General features: G+C 66.7%; 17 protein-coding genes, 1 tRNA gene and 1 pseudogene. 8 read left to right on the top strand and 11 right to left on the bottom strand.

What is annotated here, in order from left to right; all coding sequences use genetic code 11:
* Positions 1-528 precede the first annotated feature (528 nt).
* The 4 genes from ACP7AG_RS07430 to folE2 are packed head-to-tail and all read right to left on the bottom strand — an operon-like array spanning position 529 to position 2,889.
* Positions 529-1,269 (bottom strand): SDR family NAD(P)-dependent oxidoreductase, encoded by a 741-nt coding sequence (locus ACP7AG_RS07430; protein ID WP_426011250.1) that lies wholly within the window; start codon positions 1,267-1,269, stop codon positions 529-531.
* Positions 1,266-1,709 carry a DUF3429 domain-containing protein gene (locus tag ACP7AG_RS07425; protein ID WP_426011249.1) on the bottom strand — a complete coding sequence of 148 codons (444 nt, stop codon included), beginning with the start codon at positions 1,707-1,709 and terminating at the stop codon, positions 1,266-1,268. Before ACP7AG_RS07425 ends, ACP7AG_RS07430 begins: the two co-directional genes overlap by 4 nt.
* Complete coding sequence (locus tag ACP7AG_RS07420) at positions 1,706-2,113, bottom strand: DCC1-like thiol-disulfide oxidoreductase family protein (protein ID WP_426030351.1); 408 nt, start codon at positions 2,111-2,113, stop codon at positions 1,706-1,708. Before ACP7AG_RS07420 ends, ACP7AG_RS07425 begins: the two co-directional genes overlap by 4 nt.
* On the bottom strand, positions 2,092-2,889 hold the full coding sequence (gene folE2 / locus ACP7AG_RS07415) for a GTP cyclohydrolase FolE2 (RefSeq protein WP_426030350.1): 798 nt from the start codon (positions 2,887-2,889) through the stop codon (positions 2,092-2,094). Before folE2 ends, ACP7AG_RS07420 begins: the two co-directional genes overlap by 22 nt.
* A gap of 75 nt (positions 2,890-2,964) precedes the next feature.
* On the opposite strand from folE2, the gene ACP7AG_RS07410 reads away from it, so the two are divergent.
* The 4 genes and pseudogenes from ACP7AG_RS07410 (at position 2,965) to ACP7AG_RS07395 (ending at position 5,935) form a co-directional block, all read left to right on the top strand.
* Positions 2,965-3,924 (top strand): MerR family transcriptional regulator, encoded by a 960-nt coding sequence (locus ACP7AG_RS07410; RefSeq protein WP_426030349.1) that lies wholly within the window; start codon positions 2,965-2,967, stop codon positions 3,922-3,924.
* Between the two features lie 54 nt (positions 3,925-3,978).
* Entirely contained in the window at positions 3,979-4,275 is a 297-nt protein-coding gene (locus tag ACP7AG_RS07405; protein WP_426030348.1) for a hypothetical protein, read from the top strand.
* A gap of 172 nt (positions 4,276-4,447) precedes the next feature.
* Positions 4,448-5,047: an SOUL family heme-binding protein gene (locus ACP7AG_RS07400; RefSeq protein ID WP_426030347.1), complete on the top strand. Its 600-nt coding sequence runs from the start codon at positions 4,448-4,450 to the stop codon at positions 5,045-5,047.
* Between the two features lie 415 nt (positions 5,048-5,462).
* A pseudogene (locus ACP7AG_RS07395) lies at positions 5,463-5,935 on the top strand (transposase).
* Positions 5,936-6,112: 177 nt separating this feature from the next.
* Here ACP7AG_RS07395 and ACP7AG_RS07390 read toward each other — a convergent pair.
* Positions 6,113-6,189: transfer RNA gene (locus tag ACP7AG_RS07390), tRNA-Arg, on the bottom strand.
* 219 nt (positions 6,190-6,408) lie between these two features.
* Here ACP7AG_RS07390 and ggt point away from each other — a divergent pair.
* Complete coding sequence (gene ggt, locus ACP7AG_RS07385) at positions 6,409-8,139, top strand: gamma-glutamyltransferase (protein WP_426030346.1); 1,731 nt, start codon at positions 6,409-6,411, stop codon at positions 8,137-8,139.
* 87 nt (positions 8,140-8,226) lie between these two features.
* Here the strand turns inward: ggt and ACP7AG_RS07380 are convergent, their stop codons facing one another.
* The 5 genes from ACP7AG_RS07380 to ACP7AG_RS07360 are packed head-to-tail and all read right to left on the bottom strand — an operon-like array spanning position 8,227 to position 12,399.
* The gene (locus tag ACP7AG_RS07380; RefSeq protein WP_426030344.1) at positions 8,227-9,741 is read right to left on the bottom strand and encodes a sensor histidine kinase; all 1,515 of its coding nucleotides are present in this window, start codon (positions 9,739-9,741) and stop codon (positions 8,227-8,229) included.
* A 9-nt stretch (positions 9,742-9,750) separates the two neighbouring features.
* Positions 9,751-10,488, bottom strand: a complete 738-nt coding sequence (locus ACP7AG_RS07375; protein WP_426030343.1) for a TVP38/TMEM64 family protein — start codon at positions 10,486-10,488, stop codon at positions 9,751-9,753.
* Positions 10,485-11,549 carry a quinone-dependent dihydroorotate dehydrogenase gene (locus tag ACP7AG_RS07370; protein ID WP_426011241.1) on the bottom strand — a complete coding sequence of 355 codons (1,065 nt, stop codon included), beginning with the start codon at positions 11,547-11,549 and terminating at the stop codon, positions 10,485-10,487. Before ACP7AG_RS07370 ends, ACP7AG_RS07375 begins: the two co-directional genes overlap by 4 nt.
* A complete protein-coding gene (locus tag ACP7AG_RS07365; RefSeq protein WP_426011240.1) occupies positions 11,546-11,890 on the bottom strand; it encodes a DUF952 domain-containing protein in 345 nt (114 codons plus the stop codon). Before ACP7AG_RS07365 ends, ACP7AG_RS07370 begins: the two co-directional genes overlap by 4 nt.
* Positions 11,887-12,399, bottom strand: coding sequence for a SixA phosphatase family protein (locus tag ACP7AG_RS07360; RefSeq protein WP_426011239.1), 513 nt, complete (start codon positions 12,397-12,399; stop codon positions 11,887-11,889). The genes ACP7AG_RS07365 and ACP7AG_RS07360 overlap by 4 nt, the downstream gene beginning before the upstream one ends.
* Positions 12,400-12,485: 86 nt before the next feature.
* Here ACP7AG_RS07360 and metX point away from each other — a divergent pair, with 86 nt between their 5' ends.
* The 3 genes from metX to ACP7AG_RS07345 all read left to right on the top strand — a co-directional run bounded on the left by metX (position 12,486) and on the right by ACP7AG_RS07345 (position 15,251).
* Positions 12,486-13,637, top strand: coding sequence for a homoserine O-acetyltransferase MetX (metX, locus tag ACP7AG_RS07355; RefSeq protein WP_426030342.1), 1,152 nt, complete (start codon positions 12,486-12,488; stop codon positions 13,635-13,637).
* Positions 13,638-13,788: 151 nt separating this feature from the next.
* The gene (metW, locus tag ACP7AG_RS07350) at positions 13,789-14,445 is read left to right on the top strand and encodes a methionine biosynthesis protein MetW (RefSeq protein WP_426030341.1); all 657 of its coding nucleotides are present in this window, start codon (positions 13,789-13,791) and stop codon (positions 14,443-14,445) included.
* Entirely contained in the window at positions 14,442-15,251 is an 810-nt protein-coding gene (locus ACP7AG_RS07345; RefSeq protein WP_426030340.1) for an endonuclease/exonuclease/phosphatase family protein, read from the top strand. Before metW ends, ACP7AG_RS07345 begins: the two co-directional genes overlap by 4 nt.
* On the opposite strand, the gene ACP7AG_RS07340 is transcribed toward ACP7AG_RS07345, so the two are convergent.
* Entirely contained in the window at positions 15,175-16,716 is a 1,542-nt protein-coding gene (locus ACP7AG_RS07340) for a phospholipase D-like domain-containing protein (protein WP_426030339.1), read from the bottom strand. The genes ACP7AG_RS07345 and ACP7AG_RS07340 overlap by 77 nt on opposite strands.
* Positions 16,717-16,759: the final 43 nt, after the last annotated feature.

Raw genomic sequence — 16,759 nt, 5'->3', positions numbered from 1 at the left:
TGAGCGCCGCCCAAGCCGCTTGCTCCCTCCGGAGAGCAAATGGCGCTGGACGTTCCGTTGCTGTGGGGTTGGCCCGAGGATCCGTTGCGTTTGCCGTGCGCGGGAGGCGTAGCCGGACGCGCGAAGGAGGAACTTCGCGGCGAAGGCGCGTCCCTATCCTGTACAGTGGAACTGTCGTTCTTATGGGACTTTTCCAGGCGCCGGGATCTAGGCGCCTGGGCGGCATATCTCTGCGCAAACACCGCAGGCTCAAGGTAATGGGCCCGGCGGGCTTGCGTCGCCTCGCGGAACGCAGCGTCAGCGGCCTCCATTTCGTCCAGGCGGGCCACCAGCGGGGCCAGGTCACTAGGGCCCCGTTCCCTGTCAAACTCCTCAGTGCTCGGGGGCCGGGGGTTTGACAGCGAACGGGGCCGCCGCGAAGATCGCGTTGCCTCCGACGAGCGTCAGCAGAGGTCGTGCGGCGTTCGCTGCGCGGCGGGCACGGCGAGATTCACGTCAGGGCGGCCGATCTGGTGTGAAGAAGGTGACTCACCAAGGGATCGCCGCGCCGTCCCAGGCGTAGAACCCACCGGTCGCCTCGGGGCTTAATCCGTCAAGGACACGCAGGATGTGGCCTGCCGCGACCTGCGGCGTGAAAAGCCGGGCCGGCGGGGTCTGCCCGATGAACGGCCGGCTGAGCGGCGTCGCCACCGTACCCGGATGGATCGCCACGCAAACACCAAGCGGATGGGTGCGTGCGTGCTCGATCGCAGCCGTGCGGATGATCATGTTGAGCGCGGCCTTCGAGGCCCGGTAGCCGTACCAGCCGCCCGCCGCATTGTCGGCGATGCTGCCCACCCGCGCCGACAAGGATGCAAATGCGCTGGCGCGGTCACGCGGCATCAAGGGCAGGAAATGCTGCGCGACGAGCGCCGGGCCGATTGCGTTGATCTGGAACTGCCGACCCAGTGTGTCCGAGTTCAGGGTCCGAAGGGACTTCTCCGGGCCAAAGCCTGGACCGTGCAGCGCGCCGGTGGCCACGATGACGCGGGTTGGCATCCCCAGGGCCGCCACCCGCCGCGCTGCCGCCAAAAGGCTCGGCGCCTCCAGTATATCGGCTTCGATCCAGGTCTGATCCGCGTCATCGATCAGATCCGACGGGCGCTGACGTGACAGGCCAACCACATGCCCGTATCGCGCATCGCGCCGAAGCGCCTCGAGGAGGGCTCGACCGATGCCGCCGCCTGCTCCGATCACCACCGCGATGTCGCCGTTCCCCTCGCTGGTCACTGCGGAACCTGCAGGACCCCGACGCACAGCCCGCCGACGGCGCCGATCGTGAGACCGGTCCTGAGCCGGGCGTACCAAGGCGGCAATCCCTTGGCGCTGACGTCCCAGGCCCAGTTCAGGGCCAAGGCGGCGGTTAGCACGGTCAACTGAAGGCGGGCTGCGTCAGGGAGGAAAACCAGGGCCGCGAGCCCCGCCAGGGTCGGCGTCATGGCCAGCCCCACGACGATGGGATCGGGCGCGGCGTCCCGCACCGCCAGCCCCCATCGCGCCCCGCCCAGGAATGAAAGGATCAGGGCGGCATAGACGGCTTCGATCGCCGCAGCGACGTCCACCCATTTCGGCGCCAGTACGCTCGCGACGGCCAGCGACCAGAAGGGAATGATCCCCAGAACGCCGTAGGCCAGGACGCCGCGCGGCGTATGTCCCGTTCGCCCTGTCATAGCTTCCTCGCCCGCCGCGCCAGGCCCCATCGCAAGATCGTCTGCAATCCCGGGCGCAATCTCAGAAAGAGGCCGTAGGCTCGTTCCAGGAGCCAAAGGACCGGCGGCGGCGAGGCCAGCACGGCGAGCGGGCGTAGGGCCGGCAGGACACTCCACATGGCCACGAAGGCCGCCGCCCCGGCGACCACCGGCCCGCCGCGAGGCTGGGCGTGCAGCCGCGCCAACCGCGCCACGCGATCGTTCGGACACGCACTTGGTAGGCTGAGATCGACGAACTCGATCGCCGAGGCGCGATCAAGCTGACTCATCAGCCCGATCTCCGCCCTGCAGATCGGGCAGTCGCCATCGTACCAGACGGTCAGCGAACGCGCGTCCGCGACGGCTACTGGGGGCCTGACAGCCATGCGAACGCTGAGTGATTGTGAATGGACTCGAAGTTTTCCGAGGAGACCTCATAGCGGGCCACGCGGGGATCGGCGGACAGCGACACAGCGATATCGCGCACGAGATCTTCCACGAACTTCGGGTTCTCGTAAGCGCGCTCGGTCACATACTTTTCGTCTGGTCGCTTCAGAAGCCCCCAGAGCTGGCAGGACGCGCTCGCCTCAGCGATATCGATGAGGTCCTGCAACGGCAACACGGCGCCCTGCGCCAGCGTCGCGGCAATGGTGATGTGCGAGCGCTGGTTGTGGGCGCCGTAGAGCGAGATCTCTTTCGAGCACGGACAGAGGCTGGTGACTGGGGTCAGGATTTGCTGAGTGATCGACAGCTGGCCATTGGCATGTTCGGCGCGGAGCGTCAGCTGGTGGTCGAGCAAGCTCTTGATCCCCGAAACGGGCGCGGTCTTGCGGACAAAGTAGGGCATCCGCATCTCGATGACGCCGCTCTCGGCGCCGAGGCGCGTCAGCATGGTCGCCATCAGGCTTGATAGGGTTTCCGCGGAAAGGGGCGCCTTGAAATCCTCCAGCACCTCCAGGAACCGCGACATGTGGGTTCCCTTGGCGTGGGCCGGCAGGGACACGTACATGTCGATGACCGCAACCGAAGGCTGGACGCCGTCGTGCGTGGCGATGAGCATCGGATAGGTAACCGATTTCACGCCCACCCGCTGTATGACGATGTTTCGAGAATCCTCGCTGGACTGCACATCTGGCATCAGCGCGGTGGTGATCATGTTCATGGCGGGCTCCGCGTATTTGTCCTGGACAAATACGCCTTGAAGCCTGATTGTCCAGAAAATAACTGATAGTTGTCCATGACAAATGTAGATGTATCCGACAACTCGCGCCTGATGAGCATCGCGGCGGTCGAGCGCGACTGCGGCTTGCCCAAAGACACGCTGCGCGTCTGGGAGCGACGCTACGGTTTCCCCAAACCGTTGAGGGACCACAATGACGAACGGCTGTACCCAGCCGATCAGGTGGCCACCCTCCGCCTGCTCCGCCGTTTGGTGGCTGCGGGCCATCGTCCCGGGAGAGTGGTCGGCCGCCCGGACGAGGACCTTTTCGCCCTGCTGCGGCAGATCGACTCCCAGGCGGCACAGTTCGTCGGGGGCGAGGGCCAGCAGGTTCTGAAGCTTCTGGAGACTTATGACGCGGCCGGGCTGCGGGAGGTTTTGAACGCCATGGTCATGCGGGCCGGCTTGGGCGCGTTCGCAGCCGAAATCGGGCCTGGGTTAGCAGAGGCGGTCGGGGTCGCGTGGTCGCGGGGCGAGCTTGAGATCCATCAGGAACACCTGTTCACCGAGCAGTTCACGACCGTCCTGCGCAGCGCCATCAATGCAGCCCAGGGCGCAGGCGTGCCGCGCCGTCGCCCGCGGGTTTTATTCAGCACCTTTCCGCAAGAACCGCATGCTCTGGGCCTGCTGATGGCCGAGGCGATGTTCACGCTCGAAGGCTGCCTCGGCATTTCCTTGGGCGTGCAGACACCGATCCCCGAAATTGCTGCTGCCGCCAGGGCGCACGAGGTCGACATCCTGGCGCTGTCGTTCTCGTCGATGATCCCGGTGACTCAGGCGGTAGCTGGCCTCTCTGAACTGCGCGCCCTCGTGCCCAGTACCGTAGAGATCTGGGCCGGCGGCGCCTGCGCCGGCCTACGACCGAAGCCCGGCGTCCAGGTGCTGCGAGCGCTAGCCGCCATCGGGCCCGCAGTTACGGCGTGGCGGGCTTGTGAAGATGGAAGGATCGCTCAAGTGGGATGCAACCGAGCCGATTAGACAGATATTCTCAACAGCAAAAGCAAGACCGCAACAATCAGAAGGAAAAGTCTCATGAAAAAGTTTGTAGTTCACATTTGGAGTTACGTATTCGACCATAATGTCAGCCCGCTGCGTCATATCCCGGACGTGCCCACTAGACATATGATACTGCAGATTCTGGCTTGGATGTGGGTTTCTGCCTTTTCTATTGCTATTGGTAGCTATACGTTCTTCGCTGTAAGTATGATTGGACACATAGCTCTAATAGCAGCTGCGGCCATAACTGTTGCGACCTACACAGCCGCAGAAAAGAAGCCAGCGTTGTTTGCATTTCAATCGGCACGTAGGCCCGACGGGGAGCACGAATAGAACTCGTCGGATGCGGGCTCTGGCGGCTTGAATTGCACCCGCGAGAACTTGTCGCATGGCCTTCGACTCAATCGCAATCGGCCGCCGTACACCGCACCGGAGCACGCCACCAAAGAGCCGGCGGCGTGCTGACGGGTCGCAAGAGAGTAGGATGATTATGAGACGGAGAGTATTGGGCGCAGTACTGGGCGTCACCCTCATCGGAACCGTTGCGATGGCCGTCGAAGAACCACCCTTTAAGGGCGTCCTCCGCGAGGGCGCTTTCGAAGTCCGCGACTATCCGGCCCTGGTGGTTGCTGAGGTGACCGTCGGCGGGGACCAGAAGGAAGCGGCCGGCAAAGGCTTTCGCCTGCTCGCCGGCTATATATTTGGTGGCAACAAACGCCGCCAGAGCATCGCCATGACGGCGCCGGTGGCCCAGTCGTCGATGAGCGAGAAGATCGCCATGACCGCGCCGGTCACCCAGACCCAGAGTGCAAACGAATGGGTCGTGCGCTTCACGATGCCGAGCGCCTATTCCTTAGCGACGCTTCCCGAACCTAACGACCCTAAGGTGCACCTGCGCGTTCTTGCGCCCGCCCGCTTTGCGGTTCTCCGATTCTCTGGCCTGGCGCGGAAGGACGATGTGGCCGCCAAAACCTCCGAGCTCGAAAAGATTACTGGAACACACCACCTCCGCGCTGTCGGCCCGGCGTCGCTGGCCCAGTATGATCCCCCGTGGACCCCCTGGTTCTTGCGGCGCAACGAAGTGATGATCCCTGTCGCGCCCTGATTGCGCCTGATCGGCCAAACGACGGCAGCGGCCTGCAGCCCTCACGGCGGCCAGGATCTGCGGTCGTGGCGCTCGTCGCGGGACGCTCTTGTCGATAGTCGCAGGCTTGGCGGGTCAACACCTCTGCGCGAATGACATGGGACTGGTCGCCGCACCATTCGCAGGGGAGACTTGCGATTTCCTGTTCGAGCACAGGGCCGATTGCGCGCTCTTTCCCGTGCATCGTGGCGAGGACGGCGACGGTGTTTTTGTAAGGACGATCATCAGCCGCCATGTTCAGAAGTAGCTCTCTTGTGAGGTGGCGCCGGAAATTCGGACAGTTGGCCAATACCAAAAGCCCCTAGCTCTGACTCCGACAGGACTCCCTGACTGGCCGAACAGTGATTCACTCTCGTGGTTGCAAGGGAGGTTGTGGATGTCGGCGATCAAGCTTCGAGACGATTATGACGCCGCCCAGGTCCGTCGTCTGGCGGCGCGGGCCAAGGATCCAGATCAGGCGCGGCGACTGCTGGCGCTGGCGGCGGTTTATGAAGGCCGCAGTCGAGCCGAAGCGGCTGAGTTGGCCGGCATGGACCGGCAGACGCTGCGGGACTGGGCGCTGCGGGAGCCCATGGCGTGGTCGTCCTCGACCAGGCCGGATGGCACACCACCCAAAAGCTCAGACCGCCCGACAACCTCACCCTGTTGCCCCTGCCGCCACGCTCACCCGAGCTCAATCCCGCCGAGAACGTCTGGCAGCACCTGCGACAGCGCTTCCTCTCCAACCGGGTGTTCGACGACGACGACGCCATCGTCCAAGCCATCTGCGAGGCCTGGAACAAATTGATGGCAGAGCCAGACCGCATCAAATCCATCGGCCACCGCCAATGGGCCAAAGGTTCACGCTAGGGGCGATTGGTATTAGACTACCGGAATTCCGATAAGCCATTGTTTTGGAGCCGCTTTGTGCCAACCAAGTCAGAAAATCCACCGGCAACCCCAGCGTCGTTACAGCTGTTACAGCCAAACGCCGCCGCTGCTCCGTGACAGCGAAGCTCACAACCCATTGAGATTGTTCGGAGAAAATGGCGCGCCCGGAACGATTCGAACGTCCGACCCTCAGATTCGTAGTCTGATGCTCTATCCAGCTGAGCTACGGGCGCGCATTGCCTTTCGGCGAGGCGGGGGAGATAGCCCGTTCACCGGTGGGGCGCAAGCGGGTTTTCATGCAGATGGGGGGAAGTTTGTGGAGAACCAGGGCGGGGGCTTGACCCGCAAGGCCGCGCTCCCCTTTTGAAAGACCTGGACGACCTTGGCCGCGCGTGGATCCGCGCTGGTGCGGGGCGCCGTTCGCTTACCGACCTTTCGACGGAAGTCCGCCCATGCGCTTGATCGCTCCCCTGGTTCTCGCCTTGCTCGCCGGTTGCGCGCCCCTGGCGGCCGTGACGCCGGAACCGGCGATGGCCGCGACGCCGATCGCCGCGACGCCCGTCTATTCGCCGCGGGGCATGGTCGCCGCCGCCAATCCGCTGGCGGTCGCGGCGGGGCTGCGGGTGCTGCGCGATGGCGGGTCGGCCGTGGATGCGGCGGTGGCGGTGCAATCGGTGCTCGGTCTGGTCGAGCCGCAAAGCTCGGGCCTGGGCGGCGGATCGTTCATGGTGTTCTACGACGCCAAGACCGGCAAGGTGACCGCCTATGACGGTCGTGAGAAGGCTCCGCGGGCGGCCACGCCGCAGCTTTTCATGGGACCGGACGGCAAGCCGCTGGACTTCGTCACCGCACTGCTTTCCGGCCGCTCGACGGGCGTGCCGGGGGCTGTGGCCATGCTGGCCCAGGCCCAGAAGGAGCACGGCAAGGCGGCGTGGGGCACGCTGTTCAAGGACGCCGAGGCCCTGGCCGATGGCGGCTTTACCGTCAGTCCACGCCTGGCCGGGATGATCAACAGCCCGCGCATTCCGGAGAACGTCGCGCCCGATGTCATCACCTATTTCACCAAGCCGAATGGCCAGCGCTACCAGGCCGGCGACACGCTGAAGAACCCGGCCTACGCCGTCACCCTGCGCAGCCTGGCCGCCAAGGGGCCCAGCGCGCTCTATGACGGCCCGCTGGCCCAGGCGATCGTCGATCGACTGCATCAGGGCGAGCTGTCGTCGAGCATGACACTGGCCGATCTGAAGGCCTACAGGCCGCGCTCGGCCGACGCCCTGTGCCGGCCGTGGAAGGTCTATACGGTCTGCGTGCCCAACCCGTCGTCGAGCGGCGCGTCGCTGCTGCAGGCCTTGATGATGCTGGAACACACCGACATCGCCACGCGTGGGCCGACCGATCCGACAGCCTGGACGCAGATGGCCGAGGCCGAACGGGTGATGTACGCCGACCGCGACCGCTATATCGGCGATCCGTCCTTCGTGAAGGTCCCGGTCGAAGGCCTGCTGGACCCCGCCTATGTGGCGGAGCGCGCGAAGCTGATCGGCACGAGCGCGGGTCCGGCGCCCACCTTTGGCCTGCCCGGGGGAGCCCCGGTCGTGGGCGCGGACTCGACGCGTGAGCCGGCCGGCACGACCCACATGGTCATCGTGGATCCGCAGGGCAATGTGGTGTCAATGACCACCACGGTCGAGAGCGTCTTCGGCTCTGGCCGGATGGTCGGCGGCTTCTTCCTCAACAACCAGCTGACCGACTTCAACTTCGACCCGAAAGACCCCGACGGCGCCCCCGGGGCCAACGCCGTGGCCGGCGGCAAGCGGCCGCGCTCGTCGATGGTTCCGGTCATCGTGCTCGACAAGGACGGCAAGTTCCTGGCGGCCCTGGGCTCGCCAGGCGGCTCGGCGATCCTGTCCTATAATCTCAAGGCCATGGTCGGGGTGTTCGACTGGGGCCTGTCCATGCAGCAGGCGATCAACCTGCCCAATATCGTGGCGCGCGGCGACAGCTTCTCGGCCGATGTCGAGAAGTTCGGGCCGGAGATGACGGCGGCTCTGCAGGCGCGGGGCGTGGCCATCCGTACCGGCCAGAACGAGACCTCCGGCCTGCATGGCGTGATCGTCCGGCCGGGTGGCGTGCTGGAAGGCGGGGCGGATCCTCGGCGCGAGGGCGTGGCCAAGGGGCTGTAGGGGGGGCTGTAGGGGCGCTCTGCGTTCTTCGAGGCTTGCCTAGAGCATTTTTCGAGCGAAGTGGTTCCGGTTCGCTCGAAAAATGCTCTAGGGTTTGGAGTTCGCCTTGGGCTTCACCGGGGCCGGCGCCGGCTCGAGCACGCCTGCCAAGGTCAGGTCGAACACCGAGCCGCCCGGTCCTGTCTCGACGAGCGCCAGATCGCCGCCATGGCCTTGGGCCAGCTCACGAGCGATCGCCAGGCCCAGGCCCGTGCCGCCCCGCCGCACCGAGCCGACGAACGGCTGGAAGAGGTTGTTGCGAGCCCTTTCCGGCACGCCAGGGCCATCGTCCGACAGGCGCAGCACGCTCATGCCGTCGACGCGGCGCAATTCGACAAAGACCTTGCCCTTGCCCCCGCGATCGGGGGAACCCTCGATGGCCTCGCGAGCGTTGCGCAGCAGGTTGGTCAGGATGCGATGCAATTGATCGGGATCGGCCAGCACCTGCTCGCGGGTCTCGATGACGGTCTCCAGAGCCACCCCGGTCGGCAGCAGGCCCGAGTCCTCGGCGGCCATGTCGAGGGCGGCGCGGAGCGGCAGCGGTCGGGCCAGCGGCGCGGGCTCCTTGGACTTGCCATAGGCCATGACATCGGTGGCCAGGGTGATGGCGCGGTCGAGGGCGCGTTCGAGACGCGGCAAGGCCTGGGCGACCTTGGGATCGCCGAGCGCGGCCAGGCGGTCCGACGCCATCTGGGCGCTGGTCAGCATGTTGCGCAGGTCGTGATTGATCTTGGCCACCGCCTCGCCCAGGGCGGCCAGGCGGGCCTTGGCCTGCAGGGCGGTGATCAGGTCGGTCTGCATCAGGTCGAGCTCGCGCTCGGCGCGGCCGATCTCGTCGCGGCGGCGCGAGACCACGACGCGGGCGCGGGCGTCCTCGGGGTCGGCGCGAAACCGCTCCATGGCCTGGGTGATGCGCTGCATCGGGCGCACCAGCAGGAAGTTCAGCGATAGATAGATCAGCCCTCCCGCCAGCAAGGCGACGAACAGGGTCACCGCCGCCAGCCGGCCGAAATAGCCGATCAGCTGGGCCTTCAGCGGGCCGTCGGGCAGCACGATCTCGACGAACTCGGCTTCCTGGCGGAAACGCGGCTCGGCCATCACCCGCACCATGCTGCCCGGCGCGCTCTTCAAGGTGAAGAACGGGGCGGCGAGCCACGAGCCGGAGTTCTGGCGGCGCAGGTCCACGAGATAGGGCGGCTTGATCTTGAGGCCGCGCGGCTCGGTGGGCAAGACCAGGCGGCGGGCGCCATCGACCTCTAGGGCGACGATCACCACACCAGCCTGGTCCAGCAATTGCTGGGAGACCTTGTCGGTGATCCGGCGCTCGGGGTCGGCGTCGGCGATGGTCGAGGCCAGCTCGGCGGCGCGGACCCGATCCAGCAGCCACTGCTTCTCGAAGTCGGCCAGGGCCGGTGGCAGGATGAAGGCGCCGGCGATCGCCACGAACAGGGCGGTCAGCAGCAGCAGGCGCGCCGACAGGCCGCCGGGCCACGGGAAGCGACGCCCTGGCTTTCCCCCTGACGAGGGCGGTTCGGTCTCTGACGACGTGACCGGCTCGGCCATCTGTCTGGGTTACTTCACGTCTGAGGCTTCGGCAACGCGCCGGTTACGCCAATAGCGCCAGAGCGGCGGCAACAAGGCCAGGGCGCCCATGGCCACGATCGGCAGATAGATGCGCGGCGAGAACAGGCTGTGCATCGTCACCGGCTCGCCGCTCGCGAAGAAGTGGCCCAGGCCCGCGCCGATCCCAGCATAGACGAACGAGCTGGGAATCATGCCCAGGAACGAGGCCAGCAGATAGGTGCGCAGGGGGATATTCATCAGCCCGGAGGCGACATTGACCAGCAGCAGCGGAAAGGCCGGGATCAGCCGCAGGGTCAACAGGTAGGAGAAGGCGTCGGCCTTGAACCCTTCCTCGACCCGCGCCAGCAGAGCCCCGGGCTTACGGCGCAGGAAGTCGCCGAAAGCCGTGCGGCAGACCAGATAGACCACGGTCGAACCGCCGGTGGCGCCGGTCACCGCGACGCAGCCGCCGCCGATCGGCCCGAACAGAAAGCCGCCGGTCAGCGACAGGATCAGCGCGCCCGGAAGCGAGATCGAGACGGTGGCGACATAGATGAGGATATAGATCGCCGCACACTTCAGCGGATTGGCGTGGGCGTAGGCCTGCAGCGCCGTACCTTGGGCCTGCAGGGTCTCTAGCGACAGCCTGCCCGCCAGGCCCGTGCCCAGGGCAAGGGCCAGCAGGACCAGAAGGGCCGCCAGGGGCCCGAAGCGACGTAGCCACGTCAGGGCGGCGTCGGGGGTCATGCAGTCCCGATCGCGTCGGTGACCGAGGCGAAGCCCTCGGCCCGGAGCCGGGCGGCCAGGTCGCGCTTGATGCGGCTGACCAGTCCCGGGCCGCCATAGACCAGGGCCGAATAGAGCTGTATCGCGCAGGCCCCGGCCTTGATCTTGGCCAGGGCGTCGGCGCCGCTGGCGACTCCGCCGGCCCCGATCAGCGCCAGGTGACCGCTGTTGACGGCGTGGAAGCGGGCGATCATGGCGTTGGAGGCGGCCAGCAGGGGCTGTCCCGACAGGCCGCCGCTTTCGGTGGCGTGCGGCGACCTCAGACCGCCGGGGCGGGCGATGGTGGTGTTGCTGACGATGATTCCGTTCAGGCCATTGGCCTTCACCGTCTCGACAATGGCCTCGACCTCGCCGTCCTCCAGGTCGGGCGCGACCTTCAGGAAGATCGGATAGTCCACCGTCCCTGCCGCCTTCAGCAGGCCGCGCGCCTCGGCCAGCTTGCCCAACAGGTCCTGGAGCGCCGCCTTGGTCTGCAGAGCCCGCAGGCCTGGGGTGTTGGGCGACGAGATGTTGACGGTGAAATAGTCCGACAAACCCCACAGGCGGGTCAGGCCGGTGACATAGTCGGCGATGCGGTCGGTCGCGTCCTTGTTGGCCCCGATATTGGCCCCGACGATACCGCGCGTCCGCTGCGCCTTCAGCGTCGACAGGCGGGCGGCGAACGGCTCCAGGCCTTCGTTATTGAAGCCCATGCGGTTGATCACCGCCTGGTCCTGCGTCAGGCGAAAGAGCCGCGGGCGCGGGTTTCCGGCCTGGGCCAGGGGCGTGACCGTGCCGCATTCGACGAAGCCGAAGCCGGCCCTCGACATCGCGGCCGGGACCTCGGCGTTCTTGTCGAAGCCCGCAGCCAAACCCACGCAGTTGGACAGCGGCAGGCCGGCGACGGTCAGCGACAGGATCGGGTCGTCCACGTCCGACTGGCGCGGACCCAGACCCATCTTCAGGCCCTTGATCGCCCAGCCGTGGGCGTCCTCGGGATCGAGCCCATGCAGGGCGCGCGCGGCGATGTCGTGCAGGCTCATGCGGAGAGCTCGCCGATGATCGGCGCGCCAACGGCGTCGAGGGCCAGCGGCCGCTCGGCGGTGACCTCATCGGTCCGCAGCGGGCGATAGAGGTGGGGAAACAGCGCCCCGCCGCGCGAGGCCTCCCACCTCAGGGCCGGGTCGGCGTCGTCGATCTCGACCGTGAGCAGCAGCAGGTCATCCTGACCCGCGAACCATTTGGCGGCGGTTTCCTGGGCTTGCTCGCCCGACGAGAAGTGGATGAAGCCGTCGGCCAGATCGACGGCCGAGCCCTCGAATGCGCCGGCCGCGCGCGCGGCGGCCCAGCTATCGGCCGACAGCAGCTTGTAGATCGTGCTCATTCGCCGCCTTGTCCGCCATTTTCCGAAGCATAGAACAGGTGGCTCAAGGTCGGGGCTCCATCCGTGTCGATCGAAAACACCGCGACCGTCGAGGTCGGGAACTTGCCGCGCAGCTTGGCCAGCAGAGCCGGATCGGCCGCTGCGCCCATCGCCATTCGCAGCGCCAGTTCGTGCAGGCCAGGATTGTGGCCGACGACCATGACGGTTCCGCTGTCGGGCGCCCCCTCGCGGATCGCCGCCAGCACGTCCTGAGCCTCGGCGTGATAGAGGTCGCGGCGGGGCTCGGCCCTGGCCTTGGGAAAGGCCGGGCCGGCGGCGTCCCAGGTCTCGCGCGTGCGGCGGGCCGAGGACACCAGCGCCAGATCCGGCGCTAGTCCGGCCTTGGCCAGCACCTTGCCCATCAGGGCGGCGTCGCTCTGCCCGCGGGGGGCCAGGGCGCGTTCGAAATCACCACCCGAGGCGGCGTGCTGCTCGGCCTTGCCGTGGCGCATGAGGATCAGTCGGTCCATGACCCTCCATAGCCTTCGCCGCCGCGCATCGGAAGCGCGGTTGCGAGCCCAGTTGACACAGGGGGCGCCAAGCGGTCCAAGGCGGCATGGCAAATCTCGATTTCGCCGGGGCTGTGCTGTCCGAGGGCGGAACCTGGCGGTTCCCGTCCAACCAGCCCCTGCGTCTCGACTCCGGCGCCAAGCTGGAAAATCTCGAGGTCGCCTATCGTACCTGGGGGACGCTGAACGCGGACGGCACGAACGCCATCCTGATCTGCCACGCCCTGACGCTGGACCAGCACGTCGCGGGGACCCATCCCACCACCGGCAAGCCCGGCTGGTGGACGCGGCTGATCGGTCCGGGCAAACCCATCGATCCGGCCCGGCACTTCGTCATCTGCTCGAACGTCATCGGCGGCTGCATGGGCTCGACCGGGCCCGCCTCGGTCAACCCCGCCACGGGCGAGGTCTACGGCCTGACCTTCCCGGTGATCACCATCGCCGACATGGTGCGGGCCCAGGCCATGCTGATCGACGCCTTGGGTGTCGAAAGCCTGTTGGCCGTCGTCGGCGGCTCGATGGGCGGCATGCAGGTCCAGCAATGGGCCGCCGACTATCCAGAGCGCCTGTTCAGCGCCGTGATCGTGGCCTCGGCGTCGCGCCACTCGGCCCAGAACATCGCCTTCCACGAGGTGGGTCGCCAGGCGATCATGGCCGATCCTGACTGGAAAGCCGGCGCCTACGCCAAGGGCAAGTCGCGGCCCGAGAAGGGCCTGGCCGTTGCGCGGATGGCAGCCCACATCACCTATCTGTCCGAGCCGGCCCTGCAGCGGAAGTTTGGCCGCGAGTTGCAGCGCGACGGCCTGTCCTGGGGCTTCGACGCCGATTTCCAGGTGGAGAGCTATCTGCGCCACCAGGGCGCCAGCTTCGTCGATCGCTTCGACGCCAATTCCTACCTCTACATCACCCGGGCCATGGACTATTTCGACCTGGCGGCCGGCCATGGCGGGGTGCTGGCCCAGGCCTTCGCCGGCGCTCGCCACGTGCGGTTCTGCGTGCTGTCTTTCACCAGCGACTGGCTCTATCCGACCGCCGAGAACCGCCACATCGTCCGCGCCCTGACCGCCGCCGGCTGCCGCGCGGCCTTCGTCGAGATCGAGAGCGACAAGGGCCACGACGCCTTCCTGCTGGACGAGCCGGTGATGGACGCGGCGCTGCAAGGGTTCATGAGTTCGGTGGACCGGGAAAGAGGTCTGTGAGGGTTCGCATGACCAAGGCCCTCCCCCTGTGGGGGAGGCGGCCGAAGGCCGGTGGAGGGGGTTTTAGGATCGTCGATCCGGGATGCGGCTGGCTGCCGACCACTCCCCCCTCCGTCGGCTTCGCCGACACCTCCCCCATAGGGGGAGGACTATGATCCGGGAAGACTTCAAGGAGATCCTGCGCCTGGTTCGGCCGGGATCGCGGGTGCTGGACGTCGGGTGTGGCGAGGGCGTGCTGCTGGATCTGCTGACCCGCGAAAAGCAGGTCGATGGCCGGGGTCTGGAGATCAGCGCTGCCGGCGTGGCCGCCTGCATGTCGCGCGGCTTGTCGGTGGTGCAGGGCGACGCTGACCTGGATCTCGACCACTTCCCCGACCGCTCGTTCGACTATGCGGTGCTGTCCCAGACCCTGCAGGCAACGCGCCGGCCGCGCCATGTGCTGGCCGAGTTGCTGCGCATCGCCGACCGCGCGGTGGTGTCGTTCCCCAATTTCGGTCACTGGAAGGTGCGCTGGTCGCTGCTGCATCGCGGCCGCATGCCCGAGACCGAGGCCCTGCCCCTGCCCTGGTGGGCGACGCCGAACATCCACCTGTGCACCCTGGCCGACTTCCTGGCCCTGACCGAAGACCTCGACGTCCGCATCGACACCTGCGCCGCCTTCGCTGGCCAAGGGCCCGCTCGGCAGATCGACCCGACCAGGGCCCTGGAGAATTGGCGCGCCGAGAGCTGCCTGTTCATGCTCAGTCGCAACCCATCCCCGGTCGCGGCGGAACCTCCAGCGGCCTCAGGCGATCTCTTCGACGGATGAAACTTCGCCTCATGACCTACAATGTCCACCGCTGCGTGGGCACGGACCGCCGGCTCGACGTCGAGCGCGTGGCCGAGGTCATCGCCGCCGAAAAACCCGACGTGGTGGCGCTGCAGGAACTGGACGTCCGCCGCGCTCGAACCAAGGGCGTGGACCAAGCCCACCGCCTGGCTGAACTGCTGAAGATGAAGTCGCACTTCCATCCCGCCATGGCGGTGGAAGAGGAGCTGTACGGCGACGCCATCCTGACCGCCCTGCCCGAAAGGAAGGTCAAGGCCGAGGGGCTGCCGCTCTACACGCGTATCCCCGGCCTGGAGCCGCGTGGCGCGCTATGGGTCACCGTCGAGGTCGGCGGCGTTCCGGTGCAGATCATCAACACCCACCTTGGCCTGGTGCCCCAGGAACAAAAGCGCCAGGCCGCAGCGTTACTCGGCGATAAGTGGATGACGCACGAGGCCTGGACGGCGCCCGGCATCCTGCTGGGCGACTTCAACGCCTCGCCCTATTCGGCCACCTACCGGATGCTGAAGGCGGTGCTGCGCGACGCCCAGACCCGGAGCGCTGGCTGGGACAAGACGCCGACCGCGACCTTCCCCTCCAAGTTCCCGTTCATGCGGATCGACCACGTCTTTCTGACCAAGGGTCTGAAGACGGTCGGCATAAGTTCGCCGTACGGCGCCCTGGCCCGGGTGGCGTCGGACCATTTGCCGTTGGTCGTCGATCTGGAGATCAGTCCCGTTGCAGGTGACCCGGCAATGTCAGCTTCAAGCCCTCGTGGTTCATCAGGCGATGCAGATCGCGCTTGAGCCGCTTGCGGCGGCCCCAAGGACGCCAGGCGTCGTCCGGGGTGATGGCGTCCCCCAGGCTCCAGTCGGCGATGAACTTCTGAACGCCGGTCAGCTCGCGGACCGGCACCGGCGCCAGGCGACGCGGCTGGCCGCCCCGGCGATCGAGCAGGTTGATGGTCACCGCCAGGCTGCCTTCGCGATCATAGGTTTCGAGCACATGCTCGGTCTCGTGATCGATGAAGTGGCCGATCAACCTTCCTAGAAAGGCGCGCACGGCCGCCCGGCTGGCGTCGTCCCGGCCTTCAAAGGCGATGTCGCATTCCGTGTCGAGACCGATCGAGCGGTTGTTCAGATTGGCCGAACCGAGCCGCAGCATCTTGTCGTCCATGATCGCCACCTTGGAGTGGACAATGATCGCCGCGCCCTTGGGCGTCTTGGCGCTGAAGGCCGAGAACCGGCCGTGAACGTCGACTTCGCGCAGGCGGTTGATCGCCGCCGTGCGGGCGCTGTCCATGGTCATCTGGTCGAAATAGCTTGGACTGTGGGCCGGACCGATGGTGACCACCTCGGGACCGCCCGCCTCGGCCAGGCGCTCGGCCAGGGCTTCGACGATGATCGGCGAGGTGATGTACTGGTTCTCCAGATAGATCAGCCGCTTGGCCGACTTGATGCTGGCCAGGTGCATCAACATCGTTTCATTGATCTCGGGATCGCCCTTCCAGGCGGGCTGGGTGCGGCAGATGCCCAGGCCGACCTTGCGCAGGTCGGGCAACAGATCGTCGGGCCACGGGCTCTCGGCGGGCTTGTCGGACCGCTCGATCATCTCGCCCGTGGATTTGCGCCAGCGCTCGATGAACAGGTCGCCGAGCGCCTCGGCGGCCTTGCCCTCGACCATCGCCGCCACCTCGTGCCGGGCCGGATAGTGATGGCCGGTCGGCAGACGCCGACGAGGGTCGTTGTCGAGGTGCCGGGTGGTGTCCCAGCGATCGATGCCGATGTCCCCGCCGCTGACGAGGGCCACTGTGCCGTCGACCACGACAACCTTCTGGTGGTGGCAGGCGCTGGCCGGCAGGGTGTTGTCCAGGTGATACTTCACCCGCGAGCCGGCGAAGAACACCTTGCCCCGGTGGGGTCCGAACAGCTGCGAGGCCGCGATCGGAAATGGCATGTCCCAGACGAGGATACGGACGTCCAGCACCGGATTCAGCGCCGCCTGGCGACGCAGCAGCAGGCCGATGCGATCGACGCGCTCCGGGTCGCGGCTCTTCTTAACCCGGTCAGGGTCAAGGCGCGTCAAGGGATCGAACACCCAGGCCAGGATCCAGATCGACTTGCGGGCCGATAAAAGGATGGTCTTCAGGGCGTCGAACGCCTCATCATTGTCGATGAACAGCGCCAGCCGTTCGGCGGTCTCGAGCCGCCAACAGGTCGAACCCGGCTGCAGCAGCGTGGCGGGGTTCGGCAGAGATGCGTCGTCGGCCATGTCGCCCCTTTGACGTGAACGCTCCCAACGCATCGACCGGCGT

It is taken from the genome of Caulobacter sp. DWP3-1-3b2, assembly GCF_049896325.1.
Taxonomy (GTDB): domain Bacteria; phylum Pseudomonadota; class Alphaproteobacteria; order Caulobacterales; family Caulobacteraceae; genus Caulobacter.
This window is presented reverse-complemented; position numbering and strand designations above follow the sequence as displayed.

What these genes read in the sequence shown, in the direction of transcription:
- ACP7AG_RS07425 (WP_426011249.1), bottom strand. Translation starts at nt 1,709, where the DNA reads ATGACAGGGCGAACGGGACATACGCCGCGCGGCGTCCTGGCCTACGGC.
- ACP7AG_RS07420 (WP_426030351.1), bottom strand. Translation starts at nt 2,113, where the DNA reads ATGGCTGTCAGGCCCCCAGTAGCCGTCGCGGACGCGCGTTCGCTGACC.
- folE2 (WP_426030350.1), bottom strand. Translation starts at nt 2,889, where the DNA reads ATGAACATGATCACCACCGCGCTGATGCCAGATGTGCAGTCCAGCGAG.
- ACP7AG_RS07410 (WP_426030349.1), top strand. Translation starts at nt 2,965, where the DNA reads ATGACAAATGTAGATGTATCCGACAACTCGCGCCTGATGAGCATCGCG.
- ACP7AG_RS07405 (WP_426030348.1), top strand. Translation starts at nt 3,979, where the DNA reads ATGAAAAAGTTTGTAGTTCACATTTGGAGTTACGTATTCGACCATAAT.
- ggt (WP_426030346.1), top strand. Translation starts at nt 6,409, where the DNA reads ATGCGCTTGATCGCTCCCCTGGTTCTCGCCTTGCTCGCCGGTTGCGCG.
- ACP7AG_RS07380 (WP_426030344.1), bottom strand. Translation starts at nt 9,741, where the DNA reads ATGGCCGAGCCGGTCACGTCGTCAGAGACCGAACCGCCCTCGTCAGGG.
- ACP7AG_RS07375 (WP_426030343.1), bottom strand. Translation starts at nt 10,488, where the DNA reads ATGACCCCCGACGCCGCCCTGACGTGGCTACGTCGCTTCGGGCCCCTG.
- ACP7AG_RS07370 (WP_426011241.1), bottom strand. Translation starts at nt 11,549, where the DNA reads ATGAGCCTGCACGACATCGCCGCGCGCGCCCTGCATGGGCTCGATCCC.
- ACP7AG_RS07365 (WP_426011240.1), bottom strand. Translation starts at nt 11,890, where the DNA reads ATGAGCACGATCTACAAGCTGCTGTCGGCCGATAGCTGGGCCGCCGCG.
- ACP7AG_RS07360 (WP_426011239.1), bottom strand. Translation starts at nt 12,399, where the DNA reads ATGGACCGACTGATCCTCATGCGCCACGGCAAGGCCGAGCAGCACGCC.
- metX (WP_426030342.1), top strand. Translation starts at nt 12,486, where the DNA reads ATGGCAAATCTCGATTTCGCCGGGGCTGTGCTGTCCGAGGGCGGAACC.
- metW (WP_426030341.1), top strand. Translation starts at nt 13,789, where the DNA reads ATGATCCGGGAAGACTTCAAGGAGATCCTGCGCCTGGTTCGGCCGGGA.
- ACP7AG_RS07345 (WP_426030340.1), top strand. Translation starts at nt 14,442, where the DNA reads ATGAAACTTCGCCTCATGACCTACAATGTCCACCGCTGCGTGGGCACG.
- ACP7AG_RS07340 (WP_426030339.1), bottom strand. Translation starts at nt 16,716, where the DNA reads ATGGCCGACGACGCATCTCTGCCGAACCCCGCCACGCTGCTGCAGCCG.